Origin of the sequence: Extensimonas perlucida (assembly GCF_007655255.1) — a bacterium.
GTDB lineage: Bacteria > Pseudomonadota > Gammaproteobacteria > Burkholderiales > Burkholderiaceae_C > Extensimonas > Extensimonas perlucida.
This window is the reverse complement of record NZ_VMYE01000002.1, coordinates 279919-298735: the sequence shown is the minus strand read 5'-3', so window position 1 is coordinate 298735 and position 18817 is coordinate 279919. Positions and strand designations below refer to the sequence as shown.

General features: G+C 67.1%; 20 protein-coding genes. 5 read left to right on the top strand and 15 right to left on the bottom strand.

What is annotated here, in order from left to right; genetic code table 11:
- Positions 1–96: 96 nt before the first annotated feature.
- From FK527_RS03920 to FK527_RS03910, 3 genes are all read right to left on the bottom strand, one after another.
- Positions 97–858, bottom strand: a complete 762-nt coding sequence (locus FK527_RS03920) for a response regulator (protein ID WP_144729952.1) — start codon at positions 856–858, stop codon at positions 97–99.
- Positions 824–2818 carry a type IV pili methyl-accepting chemotaxis transducer N-terminal domain-containing protein gene (locus FK527_RS03915; RefSeq protein ID WP_144729949.1) on the bottom strand — a complete coding sequence of 665 codons (1995 nt, stop codon included), beginning with the start codon at positions 2816–2818 and terminating at the stop codon, positions 824–826. Before FK527_RS03915 ends, FK527_RS03920 begins: the two co-directional genes overlap by 35 nt.
- Positions 2819–2931: 113 nt before the next feature.
- On the bottom strand, positions 2932–3432 hold the full coding sequence (locus tag FK527_RS03910; protein ID WP_186298374.1) for a MarR family winged helix-turn-helix transcriptional regulator: 501 nt from the start codon (positions 3430–3432) through the stop codon (positions 2932–2934).
- Between the two features lie 151 nt (positions 3433–3583).
- Here FK527_RS03910 and recA point away from each other — a divergent pair, with 151 nt between their 5' ends.
- Together recA and recX are read left to right on the top strand one after the other, a co-directional pair.
- Positions 3584–4660, top strand: a complete 1077-nt coding sequence (gene recA / locus FK527_RS03905) for a recombinase RecA (RefSeq protein WP_144729946.1) — start codon at positions 3584–3586, stop codon at positions 4658–4660.
- Between the two features lie 81 nt (positions 4661–4741).
- Positions 4742–5197, top strand: coding sequence for a recombination regulator RecX (gene recX / locus FK527_RS03900; RefSeq protein WP_144729943.1), 456 nt, complete (start codon positions 4742–4744; stop codon positions 5195–5197).
- Between the two features lie 27 nt (positions 5198–5224).
- Here the strand turns inward: recX and FK527_RS03895 are convergent, their stop codons facing one another.
- From FK527_RS03895 to flgB, 7 genes are read right to left on the bottom strand one after another with little or no spacing between them, the layout of a single operon-like run.
- Entirely contained in the window at positions 5225–5923 is a 699-nt protein-coding gene (locus FK527_RS03895) for a flagellar basal body L-ring protein FlgH (RefSeq protein ID WP_144729940.1), read from the bottom strand.
- A 41-nt stretch (positions 5924–5964) separates the two neighbouring features.
- Positions 5965–6747 carry a flagellar basal-body rod protein FlgG gene (gene flgG, locus FK527_RS03890; RefSeq protein WP_144729937.1) on the bottom strand — a complete coding sequence of 261 codons (783 nt, stop codon included), beginning with the start codon at positions 6745–6747 and terminating at the stop codon, positions 5965–5967.
- 50 nt (positions 6748–6797) lie between these two features.
- Positions 6798–7538 (bottom strand): flagellar basal-body rod protein FlgF, encoded by a 741-nt coding sequence (flgF, locus tag FK527_RS03885; protein ID WP_144729934.1) that lies wholly within the window; start codon positions 7536–7538, stop codon positions 6798–6800.
- Positions 7539–7572: 34 nt separating this feature from the next.
- Complete coding sequence (gene flgE / locus FK527_RS03880; RefSeq protein ID WP_144729931.1) at positions 7573–8853, bottom strand: flagellar hook protein FlgE; 1281 nt, start codon at positions 8851–8853, stop codon at positions 7573–7575.
- Positions 8854–8883: 30 nt separating this feature from the next.
- The gene (locus tag FK527_RS03875) at positions 8884–9552 is read right to left on the bottom strand and encodes a flagellar hook assembly protein FlgD (protein ID WP_144729927.1); all 669 of its coding nucleotides are present in this window, start codon (positions 9550–9552) and stop codon (positions 8884–8886) included.
- Between the two features lie 30 nt (positions 9553–9582).
- The gene (gene flgC / locus FK527_RS03870) at positions 9583–9987 is read right to left on the bottom strand and encodes a flagellar basal body rod protein FlgC (protein ID WP_144729924.1); all 405 of its coding nucleotides are present in this window, start codon (positions 9985–9987) and stop codon (positions 9583–9585) included.
- Positions 9988–10026: 39 nt separating this feature from the next.
- Positions 10027–10491 carry a flagellar basal body rod protein FlgB gene (flgB, locus tag FK527_RS03865; protein ID WP_144729921.1) on the bottom strand — a complete coding sequence of 155 codons (465 nt, stop codon included), beginning with the start codon at positions 10489–10491 and terminating at the stop codon, positions 10027–10029.
- Between the two features lie 236 nt (positions 10492–10727).
- Here flgB and flgA point away from each other — a divergent pair, with 236 nt between their 5' ends.
- The 3 genes from flgA to FK527_RS03850 all read left to right on the top strand — a co-directional run bounded on the left by flgA (position 10728) and on the right by FK527_RS03850 (position 12387).
- Complete coding sequence (flgA, locus tag FK527_RS03860; RefSeq protein WP_144729918.1) at positions 10728–11477, top strand: flagellar basal body P-ring formation chaperone FlgA; 750 nt, start codon at positions 10728–10730, stop codon at positions 11475–11477.
- A gap of 106 nt (positions 11478–11583) precedes the next feature.
- Positions 11584–11928, top strand: a complete 345-nt coding sequence (gene flgM, locus FK527_RS03855) for a flagellar biosynthesis anti-sigma factor FlgM (protein ID WP_144729915.1) — start codon at positions 11584–11586, stop codon at positions 11926–11928.
- Positions 11929–11961: 33 nt separating this feature from the next.
- A complete protein-coding gene (locus tag FK527_RS03850) occupies positions 11962–12387 on the top strand; it encodes a hypothetical protein (RefSeq protein WP_144729912.1) in 426 nt (141 codons plus the stop codon).
- 90 nt (positions 12388–12477) lie between these two features.
- Here the strand turns inward: FK527_RS03850 and FK527_RS03845 are convergent, their stop codons facing one another.
- From FK527_RS03845 to FK527_RS03825, 5 genes are read right to left on the bottom strand one after another with little or no spacing between them, the layout of a single operon-like run.
- Positions 12478–13194, bottom strand: a complete 717-nt coding sequence (locus FK527_RS03845; RefSeq protein WP_144729909.1) for an RNA polymerase sigma factor FliA — start codon at positions 13192–13194, stop codon at positions 12478–12480.
- 4 nt (positions 13195–13198) lie between these two features.
- Positions 13199–14011, bottom strand: coding sequence for a hypothetical protein (locus FK527_RS03840; RefSeq protein WP_144729906.1), 813 nt, complete (start codon positions 14009–14011; stop codon positions 13199–13201).
- Positions 14004–15515, bottom strand: coding sequence for a flagellar biosynthesis GTPase FlhF (flhF, locus tag FK527_RS03835; RefSeq protein ID WP_144729904.1), 1512 nt, complete (start codon positions 15513–15515; stop codon positions 14004–14006). The genes FK527_RS03840 and flhF overlap by 8 nt, the downstream gene beginning before the upstream one ends.
- Positions 15512–17608 (bottom strand): flagellar biosynthesis protein FlhA, encoded by a 2097-nt coding sequence (gene flhA, locus FK527_RS03830; protein ID WP_144729901.1) that lies wholly within the window; start codon positions 17606–17608, stop codon positions 15512–15514. The genes flhF and flhA overlap by 4 nt, the downstream gene beginning before the upstream one ends.
- Complete coding sequence (locus FK527_RS03825) at positions 17605–18759, bottom strand: EscU/YscU/HrcU family type III secretion system export apparatus switch protein (RefSeq protein WP_144729898.1); 1155 nt, start codon at positions 18757–18759, stop codon at positions 17605–17607. Before FK527_RS03825 ends, flhA begins: the two co-directional genes overlap by 4 nt.
- Positions 18760–18817 lie beyond the last annotated feature (58 nt).

The window sequence follows — 18817 nt, the reverse complement described above, 5'->3', positions numbered from 1 at the left end:
GGGGCTTGCGTGAACCTGGGGAGCCTCGAGGGCGCACGCCCCTGCTTATTCCCCACGTGCGTCAGCCGCACACCATGGCGCTATTGGCGCTCATTTTTATTGCAGTTTCATGGATGCCGTCAAGCCCTGGCTGGCGGCAAAGACGGCGGCCTGCACCCGCGAGCTCAGCTTGAGCTTGCGCAGAATGTGCTGCACATGGATCTTGACGGTGGTCTCGGCGATGCCCAGATCGCGCGCAATGGCCTTGTTCGCCAGGCCCGCGGCGATCAGGGTCAGGATTTCGCGCTCGCGCGCCGACAGCAGCGCCAGGGCATCGCTTGCGGGCTCCCGTGCGCACGCGCCTGCGGCCGCGGGGGTTTGCGCCGTGCCCGCTGCGCCCTGCGCACCTTGCCCGGATGCCGCCAGACTGCCCTCGGCTGCGGCCGCAGGCTTGCTGCGCAGGGCTGCCACCAGCTTGCCCATCATCTCGGGGCTGACCACGGACTCGCCCGCGAGCACTTTGCAGATGGATTCGCTCAGGTCTTCGGAGTTGATGGTTTTGAGCAGGTAGCCGTCGGCGCCCGCCTGCAGCGCGGCCACGAGGTCTTCTTCGTGCTCGCTCACGGTAAGCATCAGCACGCGCGCTGCCGGCGCCACTTCCTTGAGGCCGGCAATCGCGTCCACCCCGCGCACGCCGGGCAGGTGGTTGTCCAGCAGGATCATGTCGGGCGCGCACGCGGCCGCGCGGCGCTGCGCCTCGCCACTGTCGCCCGCCTCGCCGACCACCGCGAAGCGCTCGTCCTGCGACAGCAGGGCGACCAGGCCACGGCGAAACAGAGTGTGGTCATCGACCACCAGCAGGCGAATGGGTTGGGTCATGCGTTTTCGTCCAGGCCACCTCAAGAGCGGTGCGCGCGGAGGCAGTCGTAAGAGTTTCGGGAGCAACGGGCGCGGTGGTGGCAGCGGCGGCGCTCGCGACCGGGTGCGGCGGCAGCGTCAGCGTGACCGTGGTGCCCTGCCCCGGCGCTGCGACCACCTCGACCGCTGCGCCTATGCGTGCGGCGCGCTCGCGCATGATCTGCAGTCCCACGTGCGATGCGCCCGGGCTTTGCTGCGGGTCGAACCCCGCCCCATCGTCGCGCACGCGCAACTGCCAGCGCGCGCCCTTGTCCACCTCCAGCGTGACATGGCTGGCGCGCGCGTGCTTGCGCACGTTGGACAGCGCCTCCTGCACCACGTGCAGCACCTGCACCTGCACATCCGGCGGCAGCGGCAGACCCTGCCCGTGCACCGCAAAGCGCGTGGCGACGCCCGCCTGATGTTCGAACTTGCGCAGGGTCTCCTGCAGCGCGCGTTCGATGTCGTCGGTGTTCGTGCGCGTGCGAAAGTGCACCAGCAGCTCGCGCACATCGCCTATGCTTTCGCGCACACCGGCGTCGAGCTCGTCGAGAATGCGCTGCACCTGCGCGGCCTGCCCTTTTTGCACGGCACTGCGCAGCAGCTGCACCTGTATCTTGAGGAAAGCCAGCGCCTGCGCGATCGAGTCGTGCAGCTCGCGTGCCAGCAGCGCGCGCTCCTCGCTCACTGCAGCTTCACGCTCCAAGGCGTCGGCGCGCAAGCCCTCGAGCGCGCTCGCAAGGTGGCTGGCCAGGGCGTCGAGCAGGGCCGTTTCTTCGGTACTCAGCTGCACTTCGCTGCGAAAGAACAGGTCGCACTCGCCCAGCAGACGGTGCTGCAGCCGGATGGGCACGCTGACCACACTCTCAAAGCCCGCGCGTGCACACAGACGCATGGGGGCGGCCTCGTGTGCCAGGATGGGGATCACGCGCGTGCGCGCGTCGGGCTGCAGGCTGCCACAGGCGCACACGCCGGCCAGCAGGCTGCGTTCCTGCTCGGCCAGCTCTTGCGGCAGGCAATCAGAGGCCAGCATCAGGTAGCGCTGGTTCGCCTCGTCCGACCAGCGCACGGCGGCGGCATCGGCGCGCAGCAGCTCGCGCACCTTGCGCGCAAAGCCGCGCGCGAGCTCGTCTATCGTGTCCGCACCGGCCAGCAGCGCGCTGACCTCGTACAGCGCCTCGAGCCGCGCCCGCTGGGCTTCGATGTCGCGCGTCTTGGCCTGCACCTTGGCTTCGAGTTCGCCGTAGAGCGACTGCAGGGTCTCGGTCATGCGGTTGAAGCCCGCCGCCACCTGGCCGAATTCGTCCGAGCTGTCCACATCGACACGCACGGAAAAATCCCCCGCCTGCACGCGTTGCAGCCCCTGCGCCAGGCTGGCCAGCGGATGGATCACGTACAAATACCCCGTGTAGAGAATGACCACGGCGCCCGCGATGGCCAGCGCCATCATCACGAACTGGAACAGGTTGAGGATGGCCGTAAAGCGCGCGAGCTGCCGCTCGATCGAGAGCACGAAGCGGTCGATCGCGGTGACGAACTCCTCCGCAAGGGCAACGGCCTGTGCGGGAGTCGGCGGCGGCTCGGCCAGCCATTGCGCGCGCTGCTGCGCCCAGCGCTTTTCCACCTGCACGAAACTGGCCTCGGCCTCGTCGTTCCAGGGCACGAACAGGGGCCGCGCGGCGTCCCCCGTGCGCAGCAGGCGCAGACTGTCGTCGAAGCGCTGCACCAGCGCTGCGCGCCCTTGCGCCGCCGTCTGCAGCTGCGCCGCGCTGGCCAGCCGCCAGGTCTGCATGCGCATGCGCCCGGCCTCGTTCACTGCGGCCGCGCCGCCGTCGAGCTTCCAGGTCGCCCACAGCGTGATCGCGATGGACACCATCGCCACCAGCAAAAAGCTCACGCCCAGCGCGAGCAGCTTGGTGGTCAGGGTGGCGGGGGAACGCATGGCTGCAGTGTAGAGCGCGGCAAGGGAAAAGGCAGAAAGATCGGCAAGGCCCGCAGGAGCACTGAATGACGGTACGGCGCTGCGCACCCCATGAAAAGATCGTGAACAGGTTCTCAGGGCGTTTCCAGCCCCTGCGCGTAGGCCTCCAGCCCCAGGGCCACCACGGTCGCCACTTCGGGGCCGACTTCGGCGCGAAATTCGGCCTCGGCCTGCGCCACGGCGTCGCGGAAGGCCTGCAGCCAGGCGAGCCCCGTGGGCGTGAAGTGCACGCGGCGCGCGCGCGCGTCGTGCGCGTCGGCGCTGCGCGTGACCAGGCCCCAGGCTTCGCATTGATCGACCAGCGTCGCCATGGCCTGCTTGCTCATGCCCGCGCGCGCGGCCAGGTCGCTCAGGCGGTCGCCCTGCAAGCGCAAATGGCGCGTGATGTGGATGTGCGCGGCCGACACCTGGTTGCGCGCCGCGAGGTTGGACAGCGCCAGCGGCACCTCCACGTTGCGCGCCATCAGCTGCAGCACGCGCGCGTCGAAGCGGCGCAGCGCATGACCGAGCAAGCGGCCCAGGTGCGTCTGGCGCCAAGCATCGTCGGCAGTGGTCGAAGGAGAAATTTCGTGCACGGCAGTTCGTCAATCAAACTGACCAAATTATCTGCGAAATTCACGCAATGCGCGCATAAACTACTGTGCAAGTATCCAGTTTCCGCCGCGGGCAGCACAGGAGTTCCGCGCCCCACCCGCCCCACCACCCGCTTTTTTCAAGGAGTTTTTCATGGACATGGCCACCAAGGGCAGCCCCCCCGCATCTGCCGCCAACAGCGAAAAAGCCAAAGCCCTGCAAGCGGCGCTCGCGCAGATCGAAAAGCAGTTCGGCAAGGGCACCATCATGCGCCTGGGCGAAGGCGAGGCGATCGAGGACATTCAGGTCGTCTCCACCGGCTCGCTCGGGCTGGACATCGCGCTCGGCGTGGGCGGCCTGCCACGCGGGCGCGTGATCGAAATCTACGGCCCCGAGAGCTCGGGCAAGACCACGCTCACGCTGCAGGTCATTGCCGAGATGCAAAAGCAGGGCGGCACCTGCGCCTTCGTCGATGCCGAGCACGCGCTCGACGTGCAGTACGCGCAAAAGCTCGGCGTCAACCTGCCCGATCTGCTCATCAGCCAGCCCGACACCGGCGAGCAGGCGCTCGAGATCGTCGACAGCCTGGTGCGCTCGGGCGCGGTCGATCTGATCGTGATCGATTCGGTCGCAGCCCTCACGCCCAAGGCCGAAATCGAGGGCGAAATGGGCGACGCCCTGCCCGGCCTGCAGGCGCGCCTCATGAGCCAGGCGCTGCGCAAGCTCACCGCCACGATCAAAAAGACCAACTGCATGGTCATCTTCATCAACCAGATCCGCATGAAGATCGGCGTGATGTTCGGCAGCCCCGAAACCACCACGGGCGGCAACGCGCTCAAGTTCTACGCCTCGGTGCGCCTGGACATCCGCCGCACCGGCACGATCAAGAAGGGCGATGAAGCGATAGGCAACGAAACCAAGGTCAAGGTGGTCAAGAACAAGGTCAGCCCGCCGTTCAAGACGGCCGAGTTCGACATTCTGTTCGGCGAAGGCATCAGCCGCGAGGGCGAAATCATCGACATGGGCGTGAACGCCAAGATCATCGAAAAATCCGGCGCCTGGTACGCCTACAAGGGCGAAAAAATCGGCCAGGGCCGCGACAACGCCCGCGAGTTCCTGCGTGAAAACCCCGAGCTTGCGCGCGAGATCGAAAACCTGGTGCGCGCCCAGCTCGGCATCGCGCAGCTGCCGCCCGCCGTGGCGCTGCCCGCGGGCAGCGAGTCGGCTTGAGCCGCCTCAGAAATAAGCATAAAAAGTGGCTCTAGCGCTTATGCAGCAAGCGCTAGTAGCTATCGTTAACATAGTATTTCCATGGGCTTTGCCACGCCGTCACTCAAAGGCCGCGCGCTGCGCCTGCTGGCGCGGCGCGAATACGCGCGCGCCGAGCTCGCCGCCAAGCTCGCGCCGCATGTGCAGGCAAACGACGACCTCGAAGCGCTGCTGCACGAGCTCGAAGCGCAGGGCTTTCTGAGCGACGCGCGCGCCGCCGAATCCCTGCTGCGCCGCCGCGCGCCGCGCCTGGGCACGCAGCGCGTGCTGCAGGAGCTGCGCCACAAAGGGCTGGACGCCGAACTGGTGCGCACCGCCGCCGACAGCCTGCGCACCACCGAGTTCGCGCGTGCCCAAGCGGTGTGGCAGCGGCGCTTTGGCACGTTGCCTGCCGATGCACAGGAGCGCGCACGGCAAATGCGCTTTCTCGCCGCGCGCGGCTTCAGCACCGAAATCGCGCACAAGGTGCTGCGCGCCGCCGAGCAAGCAGAAGATTAATTGGGGTCAGATTCCAATTTCCGCCGTTCAAAACGGCGTCACCATGTTGAAAAACCGCCCCAGCCAACCCATGGCCTGGGCCTCGGCCTGGGCGCCGCGCCCGCGCGACTCGATGCGCACGTTCGCCACCTGGGTCGAGTTGACGACGCTGCCCGCGAGCAGATTGCGCGGGTCCACCGTGCCCGAAAAGCGCAGCACATCGACGTTGTGGTTCACGCCGATCTGCTTTTCGCCCGCGACCACGAGGTGCCCGTTGGGCAGCACCTCGAGCACCGTTGCGGTGATGGAGCCCGTGAAAGTGTTGGTGCTCTGCGTGTTGCCCTGGCCGCTGAACTTGTTTTCCGAGCCCACGTCCATGGTGGACTTGTCCGCCAGCGTGCTGTTCACGAACGGAAAGGTCTTGATGCCGCCCGCGAGCGAGCCGGTGCGGTCTATGCCGGAGGAAGACTGCTGCTTGGCCGTGACGTTTTCCACGATCATGATGGTCACCGTATCGCCCACGAAGCGCGCGCGCCGGTCTTCGAACGCGGGGCGATAGGTCGCGGCGCTGAACAGGCTGCCGTTCACCGGCCGCGCCGCCGCGGCGGGTGGCAGCTGCGGCGGCTTGGTCGGCAGCACGTCGACGGGCGGCGACTCCATCAGGCTGGTGCAGCCCACGAGCGCGGCCGCGCCGGCGCACGCCAGCAGGCGCAGCGGCGCAGAAACAGAAACACAAAGGTGGGCCATGGCGGAGCTTCCTCGTGGCGCGAATGTCGAACGGCGCAGCCTCAGAGCTGCCCCAGCTTGGCGAGCATCTGGTCTGCCGTCTGGATCGCCTTGGAGTTCATCTCGTAGGCGCGCTGCGTCTGGATCATGTTCACGAGCTCCTCCACCACGTTGACGTTGGAGTTCTCGAGAAAACCCTGCTTGATCGTGCCCAGGCCGTTCGTGCCGGGCGTGCCCCCTTGCGGCGTGCCCGAGGCGACCGACTCTTTGTAGAGGTTGTCGCCCACCGGCTCGAGCCCCGCGGGGTTGACGAAGTTGACCATCGCCAGGGTGCCTATGGTGGAGGGCGCAGTCGCACCCGCGAGCACCGCCGAGACCGTACCGTCGGTGGCGATGCTGATGTTCGTGGCGCCGGGCGGGACGGTGATGCCGTTGGCCACGGGCAGACCGCTGGGCGTCACGAGGCGGCCCGCGCCGTCGAGCTGGAACGAGCCCGCGCGCGTGTACGCCTGCGTGCCGTCGGGCATGGTCACTTGAAAGAACCCATTGCCATTGATGGCCACGTCCAGGCTGTTCTGCGTCTGCTGCAAGGTGCCTTGCGTGAAGTTGCGGCTCGTGGCCACGGTGCGCACGCCCAGGCCCAGATGCAGGCCCGTGGGCAGCTGGTTTTGCTCGTCCGCGTTGGCGCCGACCTGGCGCAGGTTTTGGTAAATCAGGTCGGAGAACTGGGCGCTGTTGCGCTTGAAGCCCGTGGTCGAGACGTTGGCCAGGTTGTGCGAGATCACGTCCAGCTCGGTCTGCTGGGCGGACATGCCGGTCTTGGCGATCCACAGCGAATTCATCATGGCGATTTCCTCGGTCGGTGCGGCTCAGCGGCTGCGTTTTATGTGATGGTTCAGGCGTTGATGTTGAGCAACTGGCTCGCGGCCTTGTCGTCGGACTGCGCCGTCTGCAGCAATTGCATTTGTTGTTCGAACTGGCGCGCCGCGGTGATCATGTCCACCATGGCCTGCACCGAATTCACGTTCGAGCCCTCGAGCGCGCCGCTTTGCAGCTTGGCCGTCGGGTCGGCAGGCAACGGGTCGCCCGAAGCGGTACGAAAAAGCCCGTCATCGCTGCGCTTGAGCGGATCGTCCGGCGTGGGTGTGGCGAGCTTCAGGCGCCCCACCGTGGTGGGTTGCTGCCCAGGGATGCGCGCCGTGACGGTGCCGTCGTCACCCAGCGTGACCTCTGCGCCCTGCGGCACGTCGATGGGCGTGCCCTGATCGGACAACATCGGCTGCCCCATGCTGTTGACGAGCTGGCCATCGGCGGAAACTTCGAGGCGGCCTGCGCGCGTGTAGGCCTCGGTGCCGTCGAGCCCCTGCACGGCAAACCAGGCCTGCCCCACGGCCATCGCGTCGAGGTTGCGCCCGGTCTGCTGCGCCTGGCCGGGGGTATCCACATAACCCGCAGTGGTCTCCAGCGTAAACACACGCGTAGTCGCGCCGTCGCCGCGCAGTGGCACCGCGCGAAACGCCGACATCTCGGCACGAAAACCGTTGGTCGAGGCGTTGGCCAGGTTGTTTGAGAGCACCGCCTGGCGCTGCGACGCGGCGCTCGCGCCCGTCATCGCGGTGTAGATGATGCGATCCATGGCAATCCCCTGAAATCAAAAAAAGTCCAACCCATCAACGCAGGTTGACCAGCGTGGACATCACCTGATCCTGCGTCTTGATGGTCTGCGCGTTCGCCTGGTAGTAGCGCTGCGCGGTCATCAGGTTGACGAGCTCGGCGGTGAGATCGACGTTGGAATCCTCGAGTGCGCCGGAGCGCAATGCCCCCAAACTGCCCGTGCCAGGCGTGCCCACGACCGGGGCACCGGATTCGAACGTCTCCACCCAGTTGTTGCCGCCGATCGGGCGCAGCCCCTGCGGATTGCGGAAGTTGGCCAGGGCGAGCTGCGCCTCGGCCCGCGTCACGCCGTTCGAATAGGTGGCCATGACCATGCCGCTGTCTTCGATGTTCACGCTGGTCAACTCGCCCGCGGCATAGCCGTCCTGGCTTTGCGTGGAGACGGCAAATTTGCTGCCGTATTGGGTCACCTTGTCCAGATTGATGCTGACTGGGAACGCAGGCAAACCATTGGGATTGGGCGGACTGGGATTCACGGTCAGGGGCAAAAGGTGCTCGGTACTCGGGGCGACCGGCGCTGGCGTCAGGATGGCACCGTTGTTGTCAAAAGTAACCTGACCGATGGGGCTCGCAACCACAGGGGGCGTTGCCGTGGCATCGTCGAGCTGGTCATAGACATCCCAAGTGTTGGCACCGTTTTTCTGAAAATACAAGTTCACCGGCTTCGCGACGCCTTGGCTGTCGTACACATTGATAGAGGTGCCATAGGTAGCGCGCGGGGTCGCTGGTATGGGTGGTGTGGCTGCCGGGTCTCCGGCGGCATCTGGTGCCCGCGCATCGAGGTTGAGCCCCAGCGTGATCTTGCCGGTTTGCTTGGCGGCGATAGGGGCTGCTGTCGGAAACACCAAAGGCACCGGGTCCGCGCCACTGATAGGCTTGCCCGTGGTCGGATCGACGGTGTAGCCGAGCACCTTGGCGTTGTTGTTCGTCACCAGATTGCCCGCCTTGTCCAACTGAAAATTGCCCGCACGCGTGTACGCCATGCTACCGTCGGCTTGCTGTAATTTGAAAAAACCGCCGCCGTCTATGGCCACATCGAGGTTGTTTCCCGTGGTGCTGATGTTGCCGCGCGTGAATTGCTGGGCAATGTCCGCCACCTGCACCCCGATGCCAGCATCAGAGCCGCCCGCCACGCCCATCGCCGAGGCCACCATGTCGGCGAATTCGGCGCGTGAGGACTTGAAACCCGTGGTGTTTGCGTTCGCGATGTTGTTGCCGATCACGTCCAGACTTTTACTGGCAGCGTTCAAGCCTGAAAGCCCTTGTTGGAAAGCCATGGTGTGCTCCTGAAAAAATATCTTTGAAAATCATTGAACCGCTTTGACGGCGCTTTGCGCAACGCTGCTGCCGTCGCTCAGCTGCAACTGCAGCGCGCCGTTCGAGAGGCTCACGGCGCTGACCTGCTGCGCGGTGAGGGCCGTGGCGCTCACTGCCGTGGCGCCGTTGCTCGCCACCACCTGGAAACGCGGTGCGCTGCTGCCCTGGTAGCCCGAGGCGTCCCAGGCGAAGCCGTGGCGTCCGGCGGGCAGCGCGCCCATATCCACCGTGCCGATCTGCTTGCCGCTCGCGTCCAGCACCTGCACCGTGACGCTCGCCGCCGCGGCGGAGAGGTCGAAGCCCCCGCTGGCCTGGCCGCTTTGCGCATCGACGGCCAGCGTGTCGCCCTCGACCAGCACCTGGTGCCCGACCAGGCTGCTGCCCTGCACGAGCTGCTGCACCGCGAGCTGGCTCGCGAATTTGTTGACCGTGTCGTTGAGCTGCTGGATGCCGGTGACGGTGTTGATCTGCGCGATCTGCGAGGTCATCTGCGCGTTGTCCAGCGGGTTCATCGGGTCCTGGTTGTTGAGCTGGGCGACGAGCAGTTTGAGGAAGCGATCCTGCGCCGCAGCCGGGTCGGCGGCCGCATTGGCGGCAGCGCTGGCTGCGGAGGCGCTGCTCGATGAAGTCGTCTGCCCGACGGGACTGATGGTGCTCATGGCGATGCTTCCTGTAGCGGTGGGATGGGTTTACTGCCCCATTTGCAGGGTCTTGAGCAGCAGCGACTTGGCCGTGTTCATGACTTCGACGTTGTTCTGGTACGAGCGCGAGGCCGAGATCATGTTCACCATCTCCTCCACCGCGTTCACGTTGGCGTAGGTCACGTAGCCCTGCGCGTCGGCCATGGGGTTGTTCGGCTCGTGCACGCGCCGGCCCGGGGTGTTGTCTTCGTTGACGGCGCTCACGCGCACGCCGGCGGCGCCATCGGACCCCATGGGCGTGGTCTGGAACACCACCTGGCGCGCCTTGTACGGCTGGCCGTCGGGGCCTGCGACGGCATCGACGTTGGCCAGGTTGCTTGCCACCACGTTCAGGCGCTGGGCCTGCGCGCTCACCGCGCTGCCAGAGATGTTGAAGATCGAAAACATGGACATGGTTTTGCTCCTTTGCTGCGGCGGCGCGTTTTTCTGGCGTCACTGCCCCTGGATGGCGCTGAGCATGGTCTTGGCCTGGCCGTTGATGAAGCGCAACGTGGCCTCGTAGCGCACCGCGTTGTCCACGAAGTTCGCGCGCTCTCGGTCCAGATCGACGCTGTTGTTGTCCAGGCTGGGCTCGGTCTGCACGGTGTAGCCGAGCTTTTCACCCACCACGCCGGAGCCCATGCCGCCGACCTGCACCGTAGGCAGCGAAATATGGCGCGGGTCGCTGGTGCCTGCATCGGCAGTGCTGCCGGAATTTGCCGTTGCCAAGCGAACGGCGGCGCCTGCACCGCCATTGCCGCTGGCCGCACGCAGCGCGTCGGCAAAAGGAAAATCGCGCGCCGTGTAGCCGGGCGTGTCGGCGTTGGCAATGTTGCTGGCCAGGACGCGCTGGCGCTCGGCACGCAACAAGAGCGCCTGGCCTTGGAAGTCCAGCGACTGGGTCATCTTGTTGAGCATCTGGGCCTCGCGTTTTTGCTTGGGGTGGAAGTACGCGGCAGACGGGGCTACGGCGTGGCATCGATTATGGGAAGCGCGGTTTTTTCCTAAAGCCCGAAAACCGGCCGAATCGGCGCGCAATTTCGCGCATGGGCGGTGCGCGCGGCGCTTACAGTGGGCGCGTGAAATGGGCTTGGTGTCCGCCTTGCAGAAGCAGGCGAGTGCCGCGCACATTGCTCACCATTCAGGAGTTGCCCATGCAGTCTCTATCTGTCTTAGATGCCGTTTTGATGCATATTTTTCGCGGCCTGCTCGTCCTGGGCCTGGGCTGCGCGGCGGCGCTCGCGCAAACCAGCGGCGCGGGCGCCGACGATGGCGCGCGCCTGGGCACGCTCGGCCAGCGCTTTTTGCAAGAGGCGCTCGCCAGCGAGCCCGCGGGCGCGCTGCCGCTGCGCATGCAGATCGAAGTGGGCGCGCTCGACCCGCGCCTGCAGCTCGCGCCCTGTGCGCGCGTCGAGCCCTACCTGCCGCCGGGCAGCCGCCTGTGGGGGCGCACGCGCCTGGGGCTGCGCTGCGTGCAGGGGCGCGTCGCATGGAATGTGTTTTTGCCCGTCACCGTGAGGGCCTTCGGTCCGGCCTGGGTGCTGCGCAGCAACATCCCGAACGGCGCGGTGCTCAGGGCCGAAGATGCGGTCGAGGCTGAGGTCGATTGGGCCGCGGAGCCGGCCGCCGTGCTTGCCAACCCCGATTTGTGGGTGGGCCAGACGGCAGCGCGCACGCTCATGGCCGGGCAGGCGCTGCGCCAGGCGATGGTGCGCCCGCCCGAGCTGTTCGGCGCCGGCGCGCAGGTCAAGGTGCTGGCGCAGGGGCCGGGCTACGCCGTGACGGCCGACGGGCAGGCCTTGAGCGCGGGTGGCGCCGGCCAGACGGTGCGCGTGCGCATGGCCAATGGGCGCATCGTCTCTGGCGTGGTCAACGGCGCAGGCGCGGTGGAGCTGGCCTTATAGCCCTGCATGCGAAAAACGCTAAAGTCTTACCCCAAACGGTCGAAAAAGCGGGCAACATGCCTTCACCTCGTTTCCAAGCGGGACACGACAGGCGGCGGAGAAGACGATGAAAATTGGCACCCCCCCCGAACTCCCAAGCGTTTCAACGCAGACTAGCCCTGCTGTAAAGCAGGCCAGGAGCCCTGCCGCCGCCGCTGAAGAAGCCCAGCGCGCCAGCACCCAAGCCACCAGTGCGCCTGCCGCGACGGCGAGCAGCGTCACCGTGTCGTCGCTGGCGGCGCAGGCGCTCGGGGCCGGCATGCGCAGCCCGGCGGACTTCGACACCAACAAAGTCAAGGCCGTGCGCAGTGCGATCGAAAAAGGCACGTTCAAGGTCGATGCCGAGGCCGTCGCCGACAAAATGCTGGCCAACGCCGCAGAAATTCTCAGCCACAGCAGCCGCGGTGGCTAAAACAGCGGGCACACAAGGCTTGCACCGGCGCACATGACCCTCGAAACCCTTCTCGGTCGGGTTGAGCAAGACTTGCAAGAGGTTTCTGCCGCTTTGCTCGCTGCCGACGCGCCGCAGCTGGAAAAAAGCACACTGAGCCTGCGCGCCGCGGTCGTGGCGTTTGCGCAGGCGCTCGAAGTCTGGCGCACGCAGGAGGGCGTTCATGCGCAAGGGCCTGTGCACGACGCGCTCGGGCGCGCACAGCCGGGGGCGCTGCCCGCACAGTTGCAGCAACGCATCCGCGCCGCCAGCGCACTGCTGGCCATGCAGCGTGAGAATCTGGCGCGTTTGTCGGCTGCCCACGGCCGCCAGCTTGCCGCCCTGCTGCCCCTGGCCAGCGCCGCAGAAGCCACCTACGAATCCGCGGTAAGCGGCCGCCCCGCCGACAGCGCCGCGCGCATGTACCGCTCTGCGGGTTGACTTGCCTGATCCGGCGCGCAGCCCCCAGTCTTGGTTCGGCGGGCATTCCGTCCGCTTAGACAGCTGGAAGCCGCGACGGTCGAATCAAGGCTAATGCTGGCGCATCTTGGAGCGCAGGCGCGCGATGGCCTGGCTGTGCAATTGGCACACGCGCGATTCGGTCACGCCGAGCACGGCGGCGATTTCCTTGAGGTTCATGTCGTGCTCGTAATACATGCCCATCACGTACTGCTCGCGCTCGGGCAGGCTTTCGATGGCCTGCACCAGCGCTTTGCGCAGGCGCTGGTCGCGCAGGATGTGCAGCGGATCGGCGCCGCCATCGGCCACATGGCGGTCGAGAAAGGCGTCCTCTTCCTCGCTGCCGTGGCCCATGTCCTCGAGATAGACGAGCTGGGTGCCGCGCACCTTGCCGAGCAGGCTTTGGTATTCGGGCAGTGGCATGCCCATTTCGGCGGCGATCTCCGACTCCTTGGGGCTGCGCCCCAATTTTTGCTCCAGGCGGCGCACGGCGTTTTCTATGTCCTTTTGGCTCTTGCGTGCGCTGCGCGACATCCAGTCGGACTCGCGCAGCTCGTCGAGCATCGCGCCGCGGATGCGCTGGGTGGCAAAAGTCTCGAACTGCACCCCCTGCCCGGCCTCGAAGCGTGAAAGGGCGTCCGCGAGCCCGATCATGCCCACCTGGATCAGGTCGTCGAGCTCCACATTCGGGGGCAGTTTGGCGATCATGTGGTGGGCGATGCGCCGCACCAGGGGCACGTGCTGGTGCAGCATGGCATCGCGGTCGAACTGCCCTTTGGCGGTGTACATCAAGTCAATGCCTCCGAACGAAGTGCGCAGCTGCATCTGCTGCCGCGGGAAGCGGCGCGAAACTGGCCGTCTGCGCCTCAATGCTGCCCGCGTTCTCCAGCAGCTGCAAGGCCAGGCGCTGAATGTCCTGGGGATTTTGCCTGTGGATGGCGGCAGTGTGCACCAGGCCGCCCAGATACTGCTGGGCGCAGCGGCGCAGATTGTCCAAGACTGCCTGCGCCTGCGCCCGCTCTGCGGCATCGCCGCGCTCGAGCAGCGCGACCACCCGGCTGGTCAAGCCCGCATGCAGGGCCAGCTGTTTGGCGCCGTGGTAGCCGGCCAGCACCGCCTCGGCGTCGCCAGACATGAGCACCAGCGGCATGCCCGCCGTCTGCGCCAGCAAAACCCCGAGCAAGTCCGCCGGCGCATACAGCACCAGCATGCCATAGGCCCTGAAATACGGCAGCAAGCCCTGCAAAGCCGGCGCCTGCGCATCTTTGGCCAGGTGCAGCAGGCGCGGCAGACCACGCGCCGCCGGCAGCACGGCCAGCGAGGCGCTGGCATGTGCCGCGCCACCTGCGATGGCGCCCTCGCGCTCGTGCCAGGGCGCCTGCTGCAGCAGGTGCAGCAAACCCGGGGCCTCTTGCGACTCGCCCGCCGTGCCATCGAGCACCAGCACCGGGCCGGCCAGCTTTTGCAAGGCGGCGCAGACCTGCCACAGCGCTTCGAGCGCTTGGGGCGCGGCATGCTCGGGGGCCGTCACGCCGAGCACGCGCAGCCGCGCCTGCGGCATGAAGCGGTGCAGCCCCGCGCCTTGGTGGAAACAGGCCTCAAGCATCGGCGAGCGCTCCCTGCAAGGCCATGCCGTCGCCGGACGGAGTGAAGAAGAAGTTCAGCTCCGACTCGCGCGGATCGAAGGCCGACTTCACAGGCGCGCGCATGGACAGGTTGATGAGCTTGTGCGCGTCGGCGTTTTCCCAGTCTTCGGGCACGCGCTGGCCGTTCGTCACGCCGCGCAGCACCATCTGGTGGCGAATCAGCGCATCAAGCGCAGGCCCGAGCTTCACGGCCTCATCGACCTTGGAAAGGATGGCCTGCTGCGCGCCCGTGGTCTTGAAGCCCGTGAGCACGTCGTCTAGCGTGTCGCCGTGGCAGCCGGCGTTGAGCACCAGCAGCCTTTGCACGTTGGGCAGGTCGAGCACGTCGAGCATGTCGCGCTTGCGCGGATCGCGCGGGGCGATGCCGGTGGTGTCGATCAGCACCATCTTCTTGCCACCCAGGAGGCCGAGCAAGTCCTGCAGCGCCGCGCGGTCGTGCGCGAGGTGGGCGACGATGCCCAGCATGCGGCCGTAGGTGCGCAGCTGCTCGTGTGCGCCGACGCGGTAGGTGTCGAGCGTGATCAGGCCCACACTCGCGGGGCCGTACAGGCGCGCGCACAAGGCCGCGAGCTTGGCCGTGGTGGTGGTCTTGCCCACGCCCGTCGCACCCACGAGGGCATAGACGCCGCCTTCTTCGTACAAGGCGGGCGCTTGCGCGTCGGTCTTGAGGTTGCGCTCCAGCACCTCCATGAGCCAGCGCAAGGCCTCGCCCGCAGAGAATTCTTCGGGCAGGCGCTCGAGCACGGCGCGCGCCAGCGTGGGCGAGTAGCCGGCGCGGATGAGCTTGAGCATGAGGTTGGACTGGATAGGGTTCTGCCGCGCCTGCCCCAGCCAGGCCAGCGTGTTGAAGCGGTCCTCGATCAGCGCCTTCATGGCCTGCAGCTCGCCCAGCAATTGGCGCTGCCCGGTTTCGGCCGGCGCCGGCGCCACAGAAGGCTCGGCGCGCCGGCGCGGTGCGGGCTCGGGCGGCAGGTCCATGGGGATGCTGCGCAGCGGGTTGTGCCGCGCCACGGCAGGCGCAGGCTGCGCGGCAGGTGTCGCCAGCGTGGGTTCAGCGCGACCACGGGCCGACTGCGGCGCGGCCGCTGCGCCGCCCTGCAAGGCCTCATGGCGCCGGCGCAGCATGCGCTCGCGCACGTAGTCCTGGAACGAGAGCGTGCTCATGGCCAGCTGCTCGGTATCTTCCTCGACCGGATTGCGCGCCGGCTTGGGCTGGGCCGCCACGGCCTTGCCGCCCGCGCGCTGCGAAGCCTGGCCGCCGGCCACCGCAGCCGTGCCCACGTCCCGGCGCGGCGCAGTGGCCGCGCCGTCGAGCGCCGCCAGGGCTTCTTCGCCCGTGGCGACGACTTCGACGCCCTGCTCGGTGGCGCGGTTCGAGAGGATGATGGTGCCTTCGCCGAAGGCCATGCGGGCCTTGGCCAGGGCTTCGCGTGCCGTGGGGGCCAGAAAGCGTTGGATGTTCATGCGGCGGCTCCTTGCAAAATGGGCCCGATGCGGATGGTGTGGGTTTCAGGGATTTCGCTGTGCGCCAGCACTTGCAGGCGCGGCGCAGCGCGGCGCACGAGGCGCGCCACGGCCATGCGGATTTGGTCGGGCACGAGCAGACAGGCGGGCAGCCCCATGTCCTCCTGCTTTTGCGCGGCCTCGGCCGACTTGTGCATGAGCAGGTCGGCCACGCCGGGGTCGAGCGCGGGGCCGGACGCATTGCCCAGCGCCTGCACGAGCAGACGCTCCAGGCCGGGCTCGATCGCGATCACGGGCAGCTCGCGCGTGGGGCCGTAGATTTGCTGCACGATCGCGGGCGCCAGGGCCACGCGCACGCGCCGCGCAAGCTCCACGGGGTCGCTGATGCTGCCCGCGTATTCAGCCAGCGTTTCGATGATGGTGCGAATATCGCGGATGTGCACCGACTCCTCCAGCAGCAGCTGCAGGACCTTTTGGAACGTCGTGATGGAAACCATTTTCGGGACCACTTCCTCGATGAGCTTGGGCGCCAGCTTGGCCACGTGCTCCACGAGCTGCTGCGTCTCGGTGCGGCTCAGGAGCTTGGCGGCGTGCACTTGCATCAAGTGTGACAAATGCGTCGCGAGCACGGTTTCCGAATCAACGACGGTAAAACCGGCCATTTGCGCCGCTTCTTTCTGGCGCTCGTCGATCCAGTGCGCTGGCAGGCCGAAGGCCGGGTCGGTGGTGGGCGTGCCGATCAGCGGCGTGCTGATGCCGCCCGGGTTGATCGCCAGGTACATGCCGGGAAAGGCCTCGCCCTCGCCCACCACCACGCCGCGCAGCGTGACGCGGTAGCCGTTGGGCTTGAGCTCGAGGTTGTCGCGCACATGCACCGCGGGCGGCAAAAAGCCCACCTCCTGCGCAAACTTGCGTCGCACGCCCTTGATGCGCGTGAGCAGGTCGCCCTGGCGGGTTTTGTCCACGAGCGTGATCAATCGGTAGCCCAGCTCCAGGCCCAGCAGATCGATGGGCTGCAGGTCGTCCCAGGTGGCCTCGCCATCGCTCACGGGCGGCGGCGGTGCGGGTTCGGCCGGCGGCGGCTCCTGCTGCTTGCGGTGCATGGCCCAGGCGGCGTAGCCCAGCGCGCTGCCCATGCCCAGGAACACCAGGTTCGGCATGCCCGGGATCAAGCCCAGCAGCAGCAAGATCGCAGCCGCCACGGCAAACACGCGCGGCGAGGCAAAGAGCTGCTGCACGATCTGCTGCCCCATTTCATCCTCCTTGCCCACGCGCGAGATCACCATGGCCGCGGCCACGGAGATCAGCAGGCCGGGAATCTGCGCCACCAGCGCGTCGCCAATCGCCAGCAGGATGTAGCTGTTGGCCGCCTCGGCAGCCGAAAGGCCGTGCTGCAGCACGCCGATCGCAAAGCCGCCGACGATGTTGATGAGCAAAATCAAAATGCCCGCCACCGCGTCGCCGCGCACGAACTTCGAGGCGCCGTCCATGGCGCCGAAGAAGTTGGCCTCCTCGGTCACCTCGGCGCGGCGGCGCTTGGCCTCCTTTTCGTCGATCAGGCCGGCGTTGAGGTCGGCATCCACGGCCATCTGCTTGCCCGGCATGGCGTCGAGCGTGAAGCGCGCCGACACTTCGGCGATGCGCTCGGCGCCCTTGGTCACGACGATGAAGTTGATCACCACCAGAATCGCAAACACGATCAGGCCGACGGCGAAATTGCCGCCGATCAGAAAGTGCCCAAAGGCCTCGATCACCGCGCCCGCCGCGCCGGGGCCGGTATGCCCCTGCAGCAGCACCACGCGCGTCGAGGCCACGTTGAGCGACAGACGCATCAACGTGGTCAGCAGCAGCACCGACGGAAAAGACGCGAAGTCCAGCGGCCGCACCATGTAGGCCGCGGCCATCATCACCATCAGGGCGACGGCGATGTTGAACGTGAAGAAGGTGTCGAGCAGCCACGCCGGGATGGGCAGCACCATCAGGCCCAGGATCGCCACCACAAGCAGTGGCGCCATCAGGCCCTGCAGCATCGCGGCATTGCCGCCCAGCCACTGCTGCAACGATTGCTGCCAGGACTTCACTGCGGCGTTCATGCGCTGCCTCCCACGGTTTGCGTACGCTGCAGCGGATCGAGTTCAGGCGGCACCTCGGGCGGCACGAGCGCCTCAGGCATCCTGCCTTCGCCACGCAGCGCCGCCTTGAGGCGATAGACATAAGCCAGCACCTGCGCCACGGCGGTGTAGAGCACGGGCGGAATGCCCTGCTCGAGCTCGGCATGCGCGTACAGCGCGCGCGCCAGCATGGGCGCCTGCAGCACGGGGATGCCGTGGCTCGTGGCAAGGTCGCGGATGCGCATCGCGATCAGGTCGGTGCCGCGCGCAACCACCTGCGGCGCGGCCATGGTGGCCTCGTCGTAGCGCAGCGCCACGGCGTAGTGCGTAGGGTTCATGAGCACGAAGTCGGCCTTGGGCACGGCGGCCACGCTGGCGCGGTCGGCCATTTCGCGCTGGCGTTGGCGGATACGGCCCTTGATCTGCGGGTTGCCGTCGGATTCCTTGTGCTCCTGCTTGACTTCCTCGTGCGACATGCGGCGCTGCGCCTTGAAGAAGTACGCCTGCAGCGGCACGTCTATGGCCGCGGCCAGAAACACCACAAGCAAGAGCAGCCCCATGCCTTCGGTGAGCCACTGCCCCACCTGCCCCAGCGCCGCCGGCGCGGGCAGCAGCACGAGCTGCGCCACACGGCCCAGACTGCCCGCGAGGTGCTTCCAGGCGACGAAGGTCAAGATCGCGCTCAGCAGCAGCATCTTCGCGACCTGCGCGAGCTGCTGCTTGGTGAACAGGTTGCCCACGCCCGTCAAGGGGTTGAGGCGATTGAACTGCGGCGTGATCGGCTTGAAGCTGAACACCCAGCCGCCCGCGCCGATCGCGCTGAGCACCGCCGCGCCACCGGTAAGCGCGGCAAACAGGGCGCTCGCGAGCAGCCCGATCCAGGCCATGTCCTGCAGCCGCACGAACATGCTTGCGGGCGCCAGCACCGTGGCCGCATCGAACGCAAACTGGCGCTCGATGGCGCGCTGCAAATGATCTATCAGCGCGGGCGCGCCGACGAGCAACACCACTGCGCCAGTGCCCAAAATGGCCAGATGCGCCAGATCGCGCGAGCGCGCCGCCTGGCCATCCTCGCGCGCCTTTTGCAGCTTGCGCTCGGAGGCCGGCAGGTTTCTTTCTTGGCTGGATTCCATGGTGGCGAGAGCAGGAACGACTTCGATTGCGTGACGTCGGTCATTGTCCTGGGCCCCC